Source organism: Bacillus sp. FSL L8-0654 (genome assembly GCF_038629965.1).
Classification (GTDB): Bacteria; Bacillota; Bacilli; order Bacillales; family Bacillaceae; genus Bacillus; species Bacillus safensis.
In genome coordinates this window covers 2,170,858-2,186,734 of sequence record NZ_CP152026.1, presented here as the reverse complement: position 1 = coordinate 2,186,734, position 15,877 = coordinate 2,170,858, and the positions used below count along the sequence as shown (strand labels likewise).

Genomic DNA, 15,877 nt, shown 5'->3' with positions numbered 1-15,877 from the left:
TTGAATTCATCGAAATCCTCCTGTAAGATGGTTATAGTATGTACTTTTAGTACTAGCCTATAATAAAAAGATAAATCCATACATAGGGGTGCAAATCCATGTTAAAAATCGAAGAAATTCATGAACTGATTAAATTAATTGACGACTCTACTATCGATGAGTTTACGTACGAAAACGAAGGTGCAAAAATCAAACTGAAGAAAAATAAAGAAGTCGTTCAGCAAGTTGCGGCACAAGCACCAGTGGCTCCTGTCCAAGCAGCTCCAGCTCAACAAGCTCCTAAAGCACAAGCTCCAGCTCAGACCGAAGCCCCTGCACAAGAGGCAGCTGCGTCTGAAAATCTGCATAAAATCACATCCCCAATGGTTGGCACATTTTATGCTTCCTCTTCACCAGAAGCAGATCCATACGTGACAACAGGTTCCAAGGTGAAGGAAAACACTGTTGTATGTATCGTGGAAGCGATGAAACTGTTTAATGAAATCGAAGCAGAAGTAAAAGGTGAAATCGTCGAAGTATTAGCTGAAAACGGTCAGCTTGTAGAATTCGGACAACCCCTCTTTCTAGTGAAAGCAGAGTAAGGAGTACGATCATGATTAAAAAGCTATTAATTGCAAACAGAGGAGAAATCGCAGTTAGAATTATCCGCGCTTGTAAAGAGCTTGGAATTGAAACTGTTGCGGTATTTTCTGAAGCGGATCGCGATGCGCTGCATGTACAAATGGCTGATGAAGCATATTGCATCGGACCGACTGCTTCTAAAGATAGTTATTTAAATGTCACGAATATTGTCAGCGTAGCAAAATTAACAGGGACAGATGCCATCCATCCAGGATACGGCTTTTTAGCAGAAAATGCAGACTTTGCAGAGCTTTGCGAGGAATGTAATGTAATCTTTGTTGGACCAACTGCGTCAGCGATTTCCAAAATGGGAACGAAAGATGTCGCGCGAGAAACAATGAAGAATGCAGGCGTTCCGATCGTCCCTGGTTCTCAAGGAATTGTAAAAGATCTTGATGATGCTGTTTCAACAGCAGCTAGTATTGGGTATCCTGTGATTATTAAAGCAACTGCAGGCGGAGGCGGTAAAGGGATCCGTGTGGCTCGTACAGAAGAAGAGCTTATTAACGGAGTCACCATCACGCAGCAGGAAGCGGCGCAAAACTTTGGGAACCCTGGTGTCTATTTAGAAAAGTTCATTGAAGACTTTAGACATGTGGAAATCCAAGTGCTTGCAGATCAGCATGGCAATACGATTCATTTAGGAGAGCGTGATTGCTCGATCCAAAGAAGAATGCAAAAGCTTCTTGAAGAAACGCCATCACCAGCACTAAATGCAGACATTCGTGAGCAAATGGGTGAAGCAGCTGTAAAAGCAGCAGAAGCTGTTGAATACACAGGTGCTGGAACAGTCGAATTCATTTATGATTATAATGAAGAGAAGTTCTACTTCATGGAAATGAATACTCGTATTCAAGTAGAGCATCCTGTGACAGAAATGGTCACAGGTGTAGACTTGATCAAAGAACAGATCAAGGTTGCATCAGGTGAGAAGCTTTCTCTTACACAAGAGGATGTCGTATATGAAGGCTGGGCGATCGAATGCCGCATCAATGCAGAGAACCCAGAGAAAAACTTCATGCCTTCAGCCGGTGAAATTAAAATGTATCTTCCGCCAGGCGGTTTAGGTGTACGTGTTGATTCTGCCGCTTATCCGGGCTATGTGATTCCGCCATATTATGACAGCATGATTGCAAAAGTGATCACATATGGTAAGACAAGAGAAGAAGCGATTGCGAAAATGAAACGTGCGCTTCAAGAATTCGTCATTGAAGGAGTCTACACAACGATTCCATTCCACCTTAGATTGCTCGAGCATGAAACATTTGTGAGCGGTAACTTTAATACGAAGTTTTTAGAAACATACCAAATCATGAAATAATCACAGCTTTCGGAGGTGAATGATCGTGTCAGAAAACAATTTGCTTGAAATGAACCTTGATGAGGATCAATTGGGAAAAGTGCAAATTGCACCAGAAGTGATTGAAGTCATTGCTGGGATCGCCGCTTCAGAAGTCGAAGGCATTGCCGAAATGCGCGGCAATTTCGCTGCTGATGTAGCAGAACGCTTTGGTAAGAAAAATCACCGTAAAGGTGTAAAAGTAGATGTCTCTGATGAAGGCATCACAATCGATGTGTATTGTGTGGTTGAATTTGGACTATCCATTCCAAAGGTATCCACTGCTGTACAAGAAAATATCCGTCAAACCCTTTTGAACATGACTGCCTTAACGATTAATGAAATTAACATTCATGTCGTTGGCATTCAATTTGAAACAAAAGCACCTGAGGCTGAAGTAGATCAAGAAATGTAAAATAGGGTTCAAGTGAAACCAAGGAGGCATTGCCTCTTTGGTTTTTTAAAGCCCATTTTTGAGTAATTTCCGAATATTGATAACGTGACGCGTGGATTGATTCGTTTTTCGTCACAGCTCGCATGGATCTTGGTGCGACCACGGTCAAAATATGTTATGATCTCTGTATGGCTTAACGACAAGCGGATAAAGTGGTTAAAGGAGTAAATAATGAAAAGAAGAACTGCAAGAGAAAAGGCGCTACAAACATTATTTCAAATTGATGTGAGCAATATTGATCCGAAAGAGGCCATTACACATGCGCTGGATGAACAAGAATCAGATCCTTTTTTCGAGGAACTGGTTTTCGGTGTGCTTGAACAAAAGGACAAGCTTGATGATATGATCTCGCAGCATCTAGTGAATTGGAAACTCGATCGTATTGCAAACGTAGACAGAGCCATTTTAAGGCTGTCTGTGTACGAGATGGTGTATCAAGAAGACATCCCAGTTAGTGTCTCAATGAATGAAGCGATTGAACTCGCCAAATTATTCGGCGATGATAAAGCACCGAAATTTGTAAATGGTGTACTTTCGAACATTAAAAACGACCTAAAGCAGCAATAGGAGGATTCGACATGACAGCAACAATCATCGATGGGAAAGAAACAGCAAAAGAAAAACGTGAACAATTAGCAAAAGAAGTAGAAGAGCTAAAACAAAAAGGAGTCACACCTGGTCTTGCCGTTATTCTAATCGGTGATGATCCGGCTTCACTTTCTTACGTACGCGGGAAGAAAAAAGCAGCAGAAGCAATGGGCATGCACTTTCAGCTTGATCATTTAGATGCTTCTTTAACAGAAGAAGAATTGCTTCAGCTGATTGATCAGTACAATGCGAACGATCAATTCCACGGGATTCTTGTTCAACTTCCACTGCCAAAACATATTTCTGAAAAAGCCGTCATTGAACGTATTTCACCTGAGAAAGATGTAGATGGTTTCCATCCATTAAATATCGGGAAAATGCTGCTTGGAGAAGATACATTCCTACCTTGTACACCAGCAGGCATTGTTGAATTACTGAACAAAACGGGTGTCAGTCTTTCTGGAAAAGAAGTGGTTGTTGTAGGGCGCAGCAATATTGTCGGCAAACCAGTTGGACAATTGCTGTTAAACGAAAATGCAACGGTTACTTACTGCCATTCAAGAACGGCGAATATTTCAGAACATACGTTAAAAGCGGACATTTTAGTTGTTGCCGTCGGTCGAGCAAACTTTATTAAAGCTGACCAAATCAAAGAAGGCGCAATTGTCATCGATGTAGGAGTCAATCGTTTAGATACTGGGAAGCTTGTTGGGGATGTTGATTTTGAAGAAGCGAAAGAAAAAGCTTCTTATATCACACCAGTCCCTGGCGGAGTCGGTCCAATGACGATTACCATGCTTGCACACAATACGGTTAAATCAGCAAAACGTACATTAGCATAAGCTTTATCCATTCATCCACCTGCATGCTGCCGGTGGATGAATGTGCGTTTTTGAAGAGGAGGAATACGTCATGAGTGAAAAAGCCTTTGTGACGGTCACAGCCCTTACAAAATACATAAAAAGAAAATTTGATGTTGATCCGCATTTAGAAGATATTTGGATCAAAGGTGAGTTATCCAATGTGAAGATTCATTCAAGAGGTCATGTGTACTTCACCTTAAAAGACGAAAACGCACGCATGCAAGCCGTCATGTTCCAGCGTTCCGCAGCAAAGCTGCCTTTTTCACCAAAAAGCGGAATGAAAGTGTTTGTACGCGGCGGGATTCAAGTATATGAACCAAGCGGCAACTATCAATTATATGCAAAAGAAATGCAGCCTGATGGTGTTGGTGCTCTTCATCTCGCTTATGAAGAGCTGAAGAAAAAGCTGGCAAGTGAAGGCTTATTTGATGCGCGCTATAAAAAAACAATTCCTGAATATCCAGAGGTTGTTGGTGTCATTACATCCCCAACTGGAGCGGCTGTTCGAGATGTCATCACAACGATTAACCGGCGTTATCAGCAGGCGAAAATCATTGTGCTTCCGGCGCTTGTCCAAGGTGAAAATGCCATCCGTTCAATTGTAGAGCGGATCAAAGAAGCAAATGAAAAACAGATCTGTGATGTCTTGATTGTCGGAAGAGGAGGCGGTTCGATCGAAGAACTTTGGGCCTTTAATGAAGAAGCTGTCGCAAGAGCGATCTTCGCATCAGACATTCCAATCATTTCTGCAGTTGGGCATGAAACGGACTTTACGATCAGTGATTTCACTGCAGACATGAGAGCACCCACACCAACAGGAGCAGCTGAGCTCGCTGTTCCAAGCACAGCCGATTTAATAGAACGAATCAAATCCATCGACATTCGGCTTACAAGGGCCGTGAAGAATCGAACATCACAAGCGAAAGACCGTCTTGTGGCGCTGCAATCCTCATATGCCTTCCGTTTTCCAAAACGATTGCAGGAGCAAAAAGAGCAACAATTCGATTTGGTATTTGACCGTTTTCAAAAACAGCTGACGAGACAAATTGAACAAAAACGCAGTCAACTAGACCGCCAGACATACAGGCTGAAGCCGCTTCATCCAAAAGAGCAGCTGCTTCAGGCGAAAAAACGCCATGCCAATGAAACAGAACAGCTCATCCGCAGCATGAATGTGCAAATGAAAACAATTCATTCGCAGTTCCAATCTGTTCTTGGTAAACTAAATGCATTAAATCCACTTCAAGTGATGGAAAGAGGCTACAGTTTAGCCTATAAAGACGATGAACTGATTAAAAGTGTGAACCAAGTCGATACGAAGGATCAATTGGCTATCACCATGAAGGATGGACGTCTGATTTGTGAGGTTATTGAGAAGGAGGGGCAATCATCATGACAGAATCAAATAAACAAAAAGAAGAACAAATGACATTTGAAGAAGCGATGAAAGGTCTTGAGGAGATCGTTGGGAAGCTCGAAGAAGGAGATGTACCACTTGAGCAAGCCATTCATTATTTCCAAGAAGGCATGACACTTTCAAAGCTTTGTCATGAAAAATTACAGCACGTTGAAAAGCAGATGGATTTCATTTTAAAAGAGGACGGTGAACTGGCTCCTTTCTCGGTGAAGGAGGCAGATGCTGGTGACAAGTAATTTGCAGGATTTTTTAACAACACGAAAACAGGCCATTGAAGAGTATTTATTTACATATGTTCAGGAATTGAAGATTCCAGAAGAACTAAAATCTTCGATGCTTTACTCTCTTGAAGCTGGAGGGAAAAGACTTCGCCCTGTTCTCGTTCTTGCTTTATTACATGCTTACGGAAAAAACGAAGAAGATGGCATACCGGTTGGCTGTGCTGTAGAAATGATTCATACGTATTCATTGATACATGACGACCTGCCTTGCATGGACGATGATGACCTTCGCAGAGGAAAGCCGACCAACCATAAAGTATACGGGGAAGCAACCGCGGTTCTCGCTGGTGATGCACTTTTAACGGAAAGCTTCCGCCTGATTACATCGCAGCTATCTAGCAGCGTCTCTCCTGACCAAAAGCTCAGAATCGTAGATGAGCTTGTGCGGTCAGCAGGTGCACTAGGAATGGTAGGCGGTCAATTTGATGACATGGAAGCAGAGCAAAAACAAGTCCCGCTTGCTGAACTAGAATCCATTCATGCCCGGAAAACAGGAAAGCTTCTCACATTCAGCGTCACAGCAGGTGCAATGCTGGCAGGAGCATCAGATGACGATATCGAAAAACTAAGAGAGTTCAGCTATCATATTGGCATTGCTTTTCAAATCCGTGATGACATTTTAGACCTCGAAGGTAGCGAAGAAAAAATAGGAAAACGGGTCGGCTCTGATACAGCGAATGAAAAGTCGACATATCCTTCTTTATTAACGCTTTCAGGAGCAAAAGAAAAGCTGCACGAGCACATCACACGTGCAAAAGAAATTGTCTCAAATCTTGAATTAGAGCAGCAATTGCTGCATGAGTTATGTGATCTGATCGCCTCAAGAGATCATTAAAAACAGCCTAGATTTGAGGGTCTTCGAGCAATTGTGGTAAACTGTAAACAGTTTATCATGATGAGACAACTCTTATTCCCGCTTGGTTTTCATAGGAATAAGGCATTATATATGTAGATAGAAATTTTGTTGAAAGCGAGTTGATCCTGATTGGATCTTTTATCAATAAAAAATCCAACGTTTCTAAAAGGAATGTCAAATGCAGAATTAGAGGAGCTTAGTGCTGACATTCGCATGTTTTTAATTGAGTCCTTGGCTAACTCTGGCGGGCATATCGGTCCGAACCTGGGTGTCGTTGAACTCACGGTTGCCCTTCATAAAGTATTTGACAGCCCGAAAGACAAATTACTTTGGGATGTTGGACATCAGTCTTATGTTCACAAGCTGTTAACTGGAAGAGGGGCGGAGTTTGATACACTTCGTCAATATAAAGGACTTTGCGGTTTTCCTAAACGAAATGAAAGTGAGCATGATGTTTGGGAAACAGGCCACAGCTCAACCTCATTATCTGGCGCGATGGGAATGGCGGCCGCGCGGGATATTAAAGGGACAGATGAATATATCCTGCCGATTATCGGAGACGGTGCATTAACCGGAGGTATGGCGCTTGAAGCTCTGAATCATATCGGTGATGAAAAGAAAGATATGATCGTCATCTTAAACGATAATGAAATGAGTATTGCACCAAACGTCGGTGCAATTCACACCATGCTTGGCAGACTGCGCACAGCAGGCAAGTACCAATGGGTAAAGGACGAGCTCGAATATTTATTCAAGCGGATACCAGCTGTAGGCGGAAAGCTTGCTGCCACAGCAGAGCGTATTAAAGACAGCCTCAAGTATTTACTAGTGTCTGGCATGTTCTTTGAGGAAATGGGATTCACTTACTTAGGTCCTGTTGATGGACATTCTTATGAAGATCTTTTTGAAAACCTTGAATATGCAAAGAAAACAAAAGGTCCTGTCCTGCTGCATGTCATCACGAAAAAAGGAAAAGGCTATCAGCCGGCAGAATCCGATAAAATCGGGACTTGGCACGGCACAGGTCCATACAAAATTGATACAGGTGATTTTGTAAAACCAGCAGCTGCTGCACCGTCATGGAGTGGTCTTGTCAGTGAAACAGTCAGAAAGCTTGCGCGGAAAGATGAGCGAATTGTGGCCATCACGCCTGCGATGCCTGTTGGCTCAAAACTTGAAGGCTTTGCAAAGGAATTTCCAGAGCGAATGTTTGATGTAGGAATTGCTGAGCAGCATGCAGCCACAATGGCAGCTGGGCTTGCGACGCAGGATATGAAGCCATTTTTAGCGATCTATTCAACATTCCTGCAAAGAGCTTATGATCAAGTGCTGCATGATATTTGCCGCCAAAACCTCAATGTATTTATCGGAATTGACCGTGCGGGTCTTGTCGGTGCAGATGGAGAAACGCATCAAGGTGTGTTTGATATTGCCTTCATGCGTCATATGCCGAATATGGTGCTCATGATGCCGAAGGATGAAAATGAAGGCCAGCACATGGTCAATACAGCCATTCAGTATGATGACGGTCCTATTGCCATGCGTTTCCCACGCGGAAATGGTCTTGGCGTGAAAATGGATGAACAGCTGAAAACCATTCCGATTGGGTCCTGGGAGGTTCTTCGTCCAGGGAAGGATGCCGTCATTTTAACATTCGGAACGACGATTAAAATGGCGCTGCAAGCAGCTGAGGAGCTTCAAAAAGAAGGGAAATCAATTCGTGTCGTCAACGCTCGGTTTATTAAGCCGCTTGATGAAGCGATGCTACATGACATTCTTTCTGAAGGGATTCCGATTTTAACGATTGAAGAAGCTGTGCTTCAAGGCGGGTTTGGCAGCAGCGTATTAGAATATTTACACGACAAGAAAGCATCACATATCAAAGTAGAACGTATGGGTATCCCAGATCAATTTATTGAGCATGGAAGTGTTGATGCCCTGCTTGAAGAAATTGGACTGACGAAAGCACAGGTTGCTGAGACTTTACGTGCCCTGCTTCCAGCAGCACCAAGAAAAGGAATTGGATCATGACATCAAAGAAAGAACGACTTGACGTTTTATTAGTCGAACAAGGACTAATGGAAACAAGAGAGAAAGCAAAGCGTGCCATCATGGCAGGGATCGTTTACTCAAATGAAACCCGTTTGGATAAACCAGGCGAGAAAATTGCTCGTGATACGCCGCTTACAGTGAAGGGGAACCCTCTCAAATACGTAAGCCGCGGCGGGTTAAAGCTTGAAAAAGCGCTTAAAGAATTTGATCTGACAGTTGAAGGGAAATTGCTGATTGATATTGGCTCATCAACAGGCGGATTTACAGATTGTGCTCTTCAAAATGGAGCAGTCAAATCATATGCTGTAGACGTTGGCTACAATCAGCTTGCGTGGAAATTAAGGCAGGATGACAGGGTCATCGTCATGGAGCGCACCAATTTCCGCCATTCCGTTCCAGCTGATTTTACTGAAGGATTGCCAGAAGTGGCATCGATTGATGTATCTTTTATCTCACTCAAACTCATTCTGCCGGCTTTAAAGCATATTCTTGTACCGGGTGGTGACTGTATTGCGCTCGTCAAGCCTCAATTTGAAGCAGGCAGAGAGCTTGTTGGGAAAAAAGGCATCGTGCGTGAGCCGTCTGTCCACCTTGGTGTACTAGAAGAGATGAATCAATTTGCTGCAAAAGAAGGCTATGATGTAAAGGATGTATCATTTTCGCCTATCACTGGTGGAGATGGAAATATTGAATTTCTGCTTCATTTAGTGCTTCATCCTGATCAAGAAGAAAATGCGGCACTTCCTGCTTCACAACTTGAGAAGGTCGTGAAGGAAGCCCATTCTGTATTGAAAGAAAAGAAAAACAGCCCTGAGCCGGCTGACACATGAAATCATTGAAACAAAAGGAATAATAGCTCGCTATTATTCCTTTTTACATGGTCAAAAGACAAGAATTGGCCGTATCTCACGTAATGCTTGTTTTTTGAACTGTGCATCATATAACATAGAACGTAAAGACAAACTGAGAATGAAACGCCTAGGGGGGTCAAATATGAATAAAGGTCAAAGGCATATTAAAATTAGAGAAATCATTGCGAGCCAAGAAATCGAAACACAAGATGAATTGGTCGATATTTTGAAAGCCGATGGATATAACATCACACAAGCGACCGTTTCTAGAGATATTAAAGAATTACATTTAGTGAAAGTTCCGACGAACAATGGAACATATAAATACAGTCTTCCTGCGGATCAGCGGTTTAATCCGCTGTCAAAGCTGAAGCGGTCCCTAATGGATGCATTTATTAAAATGGATGCTGCCAGTCATTTAATTGTTCTGAAAACAATGCCGGGTAATGCTCAGGCGATTGGTGCTTTAATGGATAATTTAGATTGGGAAGAAATTATGGGAACGATTTGCGGGGATGATACGATTTTAATCATTTGCCGCACCCCAGATGATACAGAGACAGTTTCGAGCAAAATTTTAGAGCTTCTATAAAGAATCAGGTTTACTAAAAGAGGTGTCAAATGAGTGTTAGCAGAACTAACCATTAAAAACTTTGCAATCATTGAAGAGTTAACGGTTTCATTTGAAAAAGGACTCACGGTTCTAACGGGGGAAACAGGTGCCGGAAAATCCATCATGATTGACGCTGTCTCACTTCTCGTGGGAGGAAGAGGATCCTCTGAATTTGTCCGCTACGGTGAAAAAAAGGCAGAGCTGGAAGGGCTTTTTCTTGTACCAGCCGATCACCCTGTATTTGCTCTATGCGAAGAGCAGGGAATTGACGCATCAGATGAAATGATGATCCTCCGCCGTGATATTAACAACAGCGGGAAAAGCATTTGCCGGATTAATGGAAAGCTTGTCACCATCTCACTTTTACGGGAAGTAGGACGGCTTTTGCTTGATATACATGGACAGCACGATAACCAGCTGCTCATGGAAGATGAAAATCATCTGCATTTGCTCGATCAATTTGGAGCAGAAGACATTGCACCGGCTCTCTTGCAGTATCAAGAAGCATATGATCAATATATGAAGACGGCTCAAAAGCTAAGGCAGCTGTCTGAGAATGAGCAGGAAATGGTGCACCGGTTAGATTTACTGCAATTTCAGCTAGAGGAGATTGAGGCGGCACAATTAGAGCCGGGAGAAGATGAGAAGCTTCAGGAAGAACGTCATCAAATCAGCAACTACGAAAAAATCTATTCCTCACTCCAAAACGCATATAACGCCTTGCGTAATGAGCAAGGAGGGCTAGATTGGGTTGGTATGTCTTCAAGCGAGCTTGATCAGGTGTCTGAGATCAACGATGATTTGAAAAAGCTATCTGAACAAGTGTCGAACTCCTACTACTTATTAGAGGATTCAACTTTCCAAATGCGAAGCATGCTGGATCAATTAGAATTCGATCCGGCTCGTCTTGATTTTATTGAATCCAGGCTGAATGAAATGAAGCAGCTAAAACGAAAATACGGCACAACCGTTGAGGAAATTTTGGAGTATGCGGCGAAGATTGAAGAAGAAATAGATCAAATCCAAAATCGAGACAGCCATCTGCAGACGCTCAAAAATAAATTAGATGCGATGAGCCGTGATGCCCTGCTGGAAGCACTTAACGTTTCGGAACTGCGTAAAAAATGGGCCAAAAAGCTAGCAAAGCAAATTCAAACAGAGCTCAAGGATTTGTATATGGAGAAGTCATCATTTGACACAGCTTTTTCTGTTCGATATGCGCCATTTGGCAGCACCGATTGTCCGCTATTAGACGGAAAACCTGTGCAGCTCGGGAAAAATGGAATCGACCAAGCACAATTTGTCATTTCTACAAATACAGGCGAACCGATGAAATCTTTATCGAAAGTAGCCTCAGGTGGAGAAATTTCACGTGTCATGCTCGCTGTGAAGAGTATTTTCTCAGCTAAACAAGACGTCACATCCATTATTTTCGATGAAGTTGATACAGGCGTCAGCGGCAGAGTGGCACAAGCCATTGCTGAGAAAATTTACAAAGTTGCGTCTGGATCACAAGTGCTCTGCATTACACACCTGCCTCAAGTAGCCGCAATGGCTGACACACATCTCTTCATTTCTAAACGCTCGAAAGCGGGCAGAACACTGACGAGTGTTAAACCATTAAGTCATGAAGAAAAAGTGAGTGAAATTGGCCGGATGATTGCTGGTGTGGAAGTGACTGAGCTGACAAAACAGCACGCAAAAGAACTATTGCACCAAGCAAATGATGTCAAAACAACAGGGTAGCTGAATCATCAGCTGCCTTTTTTATATGTTGTGTAAAAGCCGGCGTATATACCCATAAAATCGTCTTTTTCTTTTATCAATTTATCCAATCATTTTCTAAAGCTGCCGGTTATAAATCCTCTCGAAGAAGGCAAAAGTAAAGATGTAGCCAAAACATGAGTGTTCTGGTGTGGGTAAGGAGCGAGGAGAGTGAAAAATGAATGCCCGAAAAGATGAGAAAAGCCATTGGTGTGATTCTCCTTGTTTCTTTAATAAGTACAGGGTTTATGAGCATAGTGAAGGAGTACATCAGCATTCCAACAAATGTTGCTGTATTTGAAAAACAAAAGCACTCAATTGACACATCGATTGAAGCGTCAGCCAATGCTTCTTCACCAGCCTTTAGCCTTTCAGAGAAAAAGAATCAGCTGGATATTACAGGACAAAAGGCGGGAAAAGCCGAAATTGTTTATGATTTTAAAGGATTTCCTATTAAGAAAACAAAAGTTGACGTTCTCCCTGAATTAAAAGTCATTCCTGGAGGACAATCCATTGGCGTCAAGCTCCACTCTGTAGGAGTTCTCGTTGTAGGTTTTCATCAAATCACAACAGCAGACGGCAAAAAATCACCAGGTGAAGCCGCAGGCATTCAATCAGGGGATATGATCATTGAAATCAATGGTCAAAAAATGGAGAAAATGAATGACCTCACCCCATTTATTCAGAAAGCAGGGAAAACGGGTGAAACGCTTCGTTTGCTCATAAAGAGAGATCATAAAACCTTTCAAACAACATTAACACCCGCAAAAGATGCAAGTGAAGGCATCTATCGAATTGGTCTTTACATTCGTGATTCTGCAGCAGGAATCGGCACGATGACCTTTTTTGAACCTTCATCTAAAAAATATGGTGCCCTTGGGCATGTGATTTCTGACATGGATACAAAAAAACCAATTGTTGTCGACAATGGTGAAATTGTTAGATCAACCGTGACATCGATTGAAAAAGGCACAGGAGGAAATCCTGGAGAAAAATTGGCGAGATTCTCTTCCGAAAGAAAAACAATAGGAGATATCTCCCGCAACAGCCCTTTTGGTATCTTTGGTACGTTAACCGAAAAGCTTGAAAATCATGTAGCAGATAAACCACTTCCAGTCGCTTTATCTAATGAAGTAAAAGAAGGCCCAGCAGAAATTTTAACCGTTGTGGATCATGATAAAGTGGAGAAGTTTAATATTAAAATTATCAGCACAACACCGCAGAAATTCCCAGCAACTAAAGGAATGGTATTAAAGGTAACAGATGAGCGGCTCTTAAGCAAAACGGGCGGAATCGTCCAAGGAATGAGCGGAAGCCCCATCATCCAAAATGGCAAAGTCATTGGAGCTGTCACACACGTATTCGTCAATGATCCGACTAGCGGGTACGGCGTACACATTGAATGGATGCTGTCAGAAGCAGGAATCGACCTTTATCAAAAAAACAAAAAAGCAAGCTGATCATCAAACTGCCGCGAATTTTCCGGCAGTTTTTTTCTACCCTTTCTTTCTCTTCCATCATGTTATAAAATAAGGAAAAAGAGATTTTTCGACAAAATGGAAAAAAGCTTGTTGTCAAATTGCAATAATCGTCGATTCGTTAAGAAAAACGTAGAAAAAGCTAGATAATGCTCTATTATTCGGAAAATTAAAGTTTTTTAAAGGTGATAGCATGGTTTTGTCGAATTGAACACTCAGAAGAGAAATGCAAAAGACTAAAGGAATCGACATTGGGGAGGAAAGAACGTGGAGAAAATTAAAGTGTGTGTAGCTGATGACAATCGAGAGCTTGTTGGCCTTTTGACAGAGTACATTGAGGGACAGGAAGATATGGAAGTACTTGGCGTGGCGTATAATGGTCAGGAATGCCTGACATTATTTAAAGATAAAGAGCCCGACGTTCTCCTCTTAGACATTATTATGCCTCATTTAGACGGTCTTGCTGTACTAGAACGCCTCCGTGAAAACAATGAAATGACAAAACAGCCAAGTGTGATTATGCTAACGGCATTTGGACAAGAAGATGTCACGAAAAAAGCAGTTGATTTGGGCGCATCTTATTTCATTTTAAAGCCATTTGATATGGAAAACCTAGTAGGTCATATTCGTCAAGTCAGTGGAAACGGCACACAAGTTACCCATCGCTCTTCATCAATCCAAAACAGTGTTCTTCGTAACAAACCTGAACCGAAACGTAAAAACTTAGATGCGAGCATTACGACCATTATTCATGAGATTGGCGTGCCCGCTCATATTAAAGGCTATTTATACTTAAGAGAAGCGATTTCTATGGTGTACAATGACATTGAGCTTCTCGGAAGCATTACTAAAGTGTTGTACCCAGACATTGCAAAGAAATTTAACACGACTGCCAGCAGGGTAGAACGAGCGATTCGTCATGCCATTGAGGTCGCTTGGAGCAGAGGAAACATTGATTCCATTTCCTCACTCTTTGGTTATACTGTCAGCATGTCAAAAGCGAAACCAACCAATTCAGAATTTATTGCCATGGTAGCTGATCGTCTGCGTTTAGAGCATAGAGCAAGCTAGTATCTTTTTCATGAAAAAACGTTTCTTCATTGAGACGTTTTTTTATTTTGAAAGATGTTGTCAAAAATTGGTTAGGTTGATAAAATCATCTTAATGTTTAAATTGGACAAACGGGCTGCTTTATTTTCAGAATAAAATGAAAAATAAAGCATGAAAAAAATAAAAAAGACATAAAGTAGTGGTAATCAGCTGCGCCAATCGATCATGAAGTCTTCAAAATAGAAGAAGAAAACGCTCATTCGTAAGAAAAAGGATGAGAGGAAAAGGTCTCATGGATTTGGTAATTAAAGCAAACGAGATCGAAAGTTCTATTTCTATTGACCTGATTGGTTGGCGTTTTAAAGTCACTGGCTTCTTAGAGATTGTGCCATTTGAACTGAATATTCCCATTGTCGAATTTAATAATTTTCACATTCTTTTACTATGCTATAATAATGAAAAGAAGAGGGTGAGGTTATGGGAAAGCTGAAAATCCACTCTGCTGAGGTAGCGAACGAAATTAGCAAGTGGACGAGGGTCATTTCTCAGAATGACTTAGAAAAATCTGCTGTCTATAAAGAGAAAATTCAGAATTTGCTAAAAAATACAGATGAAGACCGTGAAGTTCTCCTTTATTATCAGCTTGTTGACGGCAGACATGAAATGTTACTTGGAAATATTGAAAAAGCCAATCAAATTATGAAAAGTGTCGGAACGCTCGATGAGAAGGCAGATGACATTATTAATTTTTATTTTTACTTTTACAAAGGCCAATATGCTGCATATGTGAAAAAGTATGATGAAGCCATTAGCTTTTACAAAATTGCAGAACAGCGGCTAAAACGTGTGAATGAAGACCTGGAAGTAGGAACTTTTCACCATAAGGTTGCTTCGATCTATTACGAACTGAAACAAAATTTCATATCCATTAATCATATTAAAAAAGCCATCGATACATTCAAAGCGCATGAAGAGTACACAGCGCAGGCGATTGACAGCTTAATTTTACATGCAAGTAATTGTATTGATTTGTTCCAATTCGATGAAGCAGAGAAAAAGTATAAAGAAGCACTTGAGAAAAGTAAGCGCATTAACAATGAAGTGCTCATTGGGAAATGCTATCACAATTTAGCGGTTCTTTATTATGCAAAGCATGATTATGAAAAAAGTGCACATTATGCCAAAAAAGGGATGGGCATTCAAATTCACCGTGACAATAGCCATTATTACATCCAATCTTTATATGTTCTGGCAAATGCCTTGGTTCATTTAGGAGATCAAGAGGCGAGGGAATATATTAAAGAGGGTATTTTGTATAGTTGTGATATCCAAAATAATGAATATATAGTAAAATTTGAAATTTTGGATTTGATGTGCGAGAATAGTGGGGCAGCAGACGTATTCTCAGAAAAATTAGACTACATAGAAAAAAATAGATTATATGTGGAGCTTGAGGATTTGTCTGAACAAATATCGAAATACTTCAAGGAACGAAATGATTATCAAAATGCCATTCGTTTTCTTGAAAAGAAATTCGATGCACAAATACTTCAAAAGAAAGTGGAGGTTATCTTATGAAAAAGTTGTTGTTAGGTGTAACCGTTGTTACAGCAGTCGCAGTTGTTTCTTCCCTTTTTGCTCTTGACGCAG

General features: G+C 41.4%; 16 protein-coding genes. All 16 read left to right on the top strand.

Going from position 1 to position 15,877, the window contains the following annotated elements; all coding sequences use genetic code 11:
* Positions 1-98 precede the first annotated feature (98 nt).
* The 16 genes from accB to MHH65_RS11030 all read left to right on the top strand — a co-directional run bounded on the left by accB (position 99) and on the right by MHH65_RS11030 (position 15,805).
* On the top strand, positions 99-581 hold the full coding sequence (gene accB, locus MHH65_RS11105) for an acetyl-CoA carboxylase biotin carboxyl carrier protein (RefSeq protein WP_024428007.1): 483 nt from the start codon (positions 99-101) through the stop codon (positions 579-581).
* Between the two features lie 11 nt (positions 582-592).
* On the top strand, positions 593-1,942 hold the full coding sequence (gene accC / locus MHH65_RS11100) for an acetyl-CoA carboxylase biotin carboxylase subunit (protein WP_024422945.1): 1,350 nt from the start codon (positions 593-595) through the stop codon (positions 1,940-1,942).
* Positions 1,943-1,967: 25 nt separating this feature from the next.
* Positions 1,968-2,375 (top strand): Asp23/Gls24 family envelope stress response protein, encoded by a 408-nt coding sequence (locus MHH65_RS11095; RefSeq protein WP_024422944.1) that lies wholly within the window; start codon positions 1,968-1,970, stop codon positions 2,373-2,375.
* Positions 2,376-2,585: 210 nt separating this feature from the next.
* Positions 2,586-2,981, top strand: coding sequence for a transcription antitermination factor NusB (nusB, locus tag MHH65_RS11090; protein ID WP_012010530.1), 396 nt, complete (start codon positions 2,586-2,588; stop codon positions 2,979-2,981).
* Positions 2,982-2,992: 11 nt separating this feature from the next.
* A complete protein-coding gene (gene folD / locus MHH65_RS11085) occupies positions 2,993-3,844 on the top strand; it encodes a bifunctional methylenetetrahydrofolate dehydrogenase/methenyltetrahydrofolate cyclohydrolase FolD (protein WP_024422943.1) in 852 nt (283 codons plus the stop codon).
* A gap of 70 nt (positions 3,845-3,914) precedes the next feature.
* Entirely contained in the window at positions 3,915-5,261 is a 1,347-nt protein-coding gene (gene xseA / locus MHH65_RS11080) for an exodeoxyribonuclease VII large subunit (protein WP_061109342.1), read from the top strand.
* The gene (locus MHH65_RS11075) at positions 5,258-5,518 is read left to right on the top strand and encodes an exodeoxyribonuclease VII small subunit (protein WP_003215880.1); all 261 of its coding nucleotides are present in this window, start codon (positions 5,258-5,260) and stop codon (positions 5,516-5,518) included. The genes xseA and MHH65_RS11075 overlap by 4 nt, the downstream gene beginning before the upstream one ends.
* The gene (locus tag MHH65_RS11070) at positions 5,508-6,398 is read left to right on the top strand and encodes a polyprenyl synthetase family protein (protein WP_061109341.1); all 891 of its coding nucleotides are present in this window, start codon (positions 5,508-5,510) and stop codon (positions 6,396-6,398) included. Before MHH65_RS11075 ends, MHH65_RS11070 begins: the two co-directional genes overlap by 11 nt.
* A 150-nt stretch (positions 6,399-6,548) precedes the next feature.
* Positions 6,549-8,450: a 1-deoxy-D-xylulose-5-phosphate synthase gene (dxs, locus tag MHH65_RS11065; RefSeq protein ID WP_335350902.1), complete on the top strand. Its 1,902-nt coding sequence runs from the start codon at positions 6,549-6,551 to the stop codon at positions 8,448-8,450.
* The gene (locus MHH65_RS11060) at positions 8,447-9,301 is read left to right on the top strand and encodes a TlyA family RNA methyltransferase (protein ID WP_252049573.1); all 855 of its coding nucleotides are present in this window, start codon (positions 8,447-8,449) and stop codon (positions 9,299-9,301) included. Before dxs ends, MHH65_RS11060 begins: the two co-directional genes overlap by 4 nt.
* 163 nt (positions 9,302-9,464) lie before the next feature.
* Positions 9,465-9,914, top strand: a complete 450-nt coding sequence (gene argR / locus MHH65_RS11055) for a transcriptional regulator ArgR (protein ID WP_024422938.1) — start codon at positions 9,465-9,467, stop codon at positions 9,912-9,914.
* A gap of 33 nt (positions 9,915-9,947) precedes the next feature.
* On the top strand, positions 9,948-11,681 hold the full coding sequence (recN, locus tag MHH65_RS11050) for a DNA repair protein RecN (protein WP_024428012.1): 1,734 nt from the start codon (positions 9,948-9,950) through the stop codon (positions 11,679-11,681).
* A 200-nt stretch (positions 11,682-11,881) separates the two neighbouring features.
* Positions 11,882-13,159: a SpoIVB peptidase gene (gene spoIVB / locus MHH65_RS11045; protein WP_268413912.1), complete on the top strand. Its 1,278-nt coding sequence runs from the start codon at positions 11,882-11,884 to the stop codon at positions 13,157-13,159.
* Between the two features lie 285 nt (positions 13,160-13,444).
* The gene (spo0A, locus tag MHH65_RS11040) at positions 13,445-14,248 is read left to right on the top strand and encodes a sporulation transcription factor Spo0A (protein WP_024422935.1); all 804 of its coding nucleotides are present in this window, start codon (positions 13,445-13,447) and stop codon (positions 14,246-14,248) included.
* Positions 14,249-14,519: 271 nt separating this feature from the next.
* Positions 14,520-14,717, top strand: a complete 198-nt coding sequence (locus MHH65_RS11035; protein WP_024422934.1) for a hypothetical protein — start codon at positions 14,520-14,522, stop codon at positions 14,715-14,717.
* Positions 14,705-15,805, top strand: coding sequence for a Rap family tetratricopeptide repeat protein (locus tag MHH65_RS11030; protein WP_024422933.1), 1,101 nt, complete (start codon positions 14,705-14,707; stop codon positions 15,803-15,805). Before MHH65_RS11035 ends, MHH65_RS11030 begins: the two co-directional genes overlap by 13 nt.
* Positions 15,806-15,877: the final 72 nt, after the last annotated feature.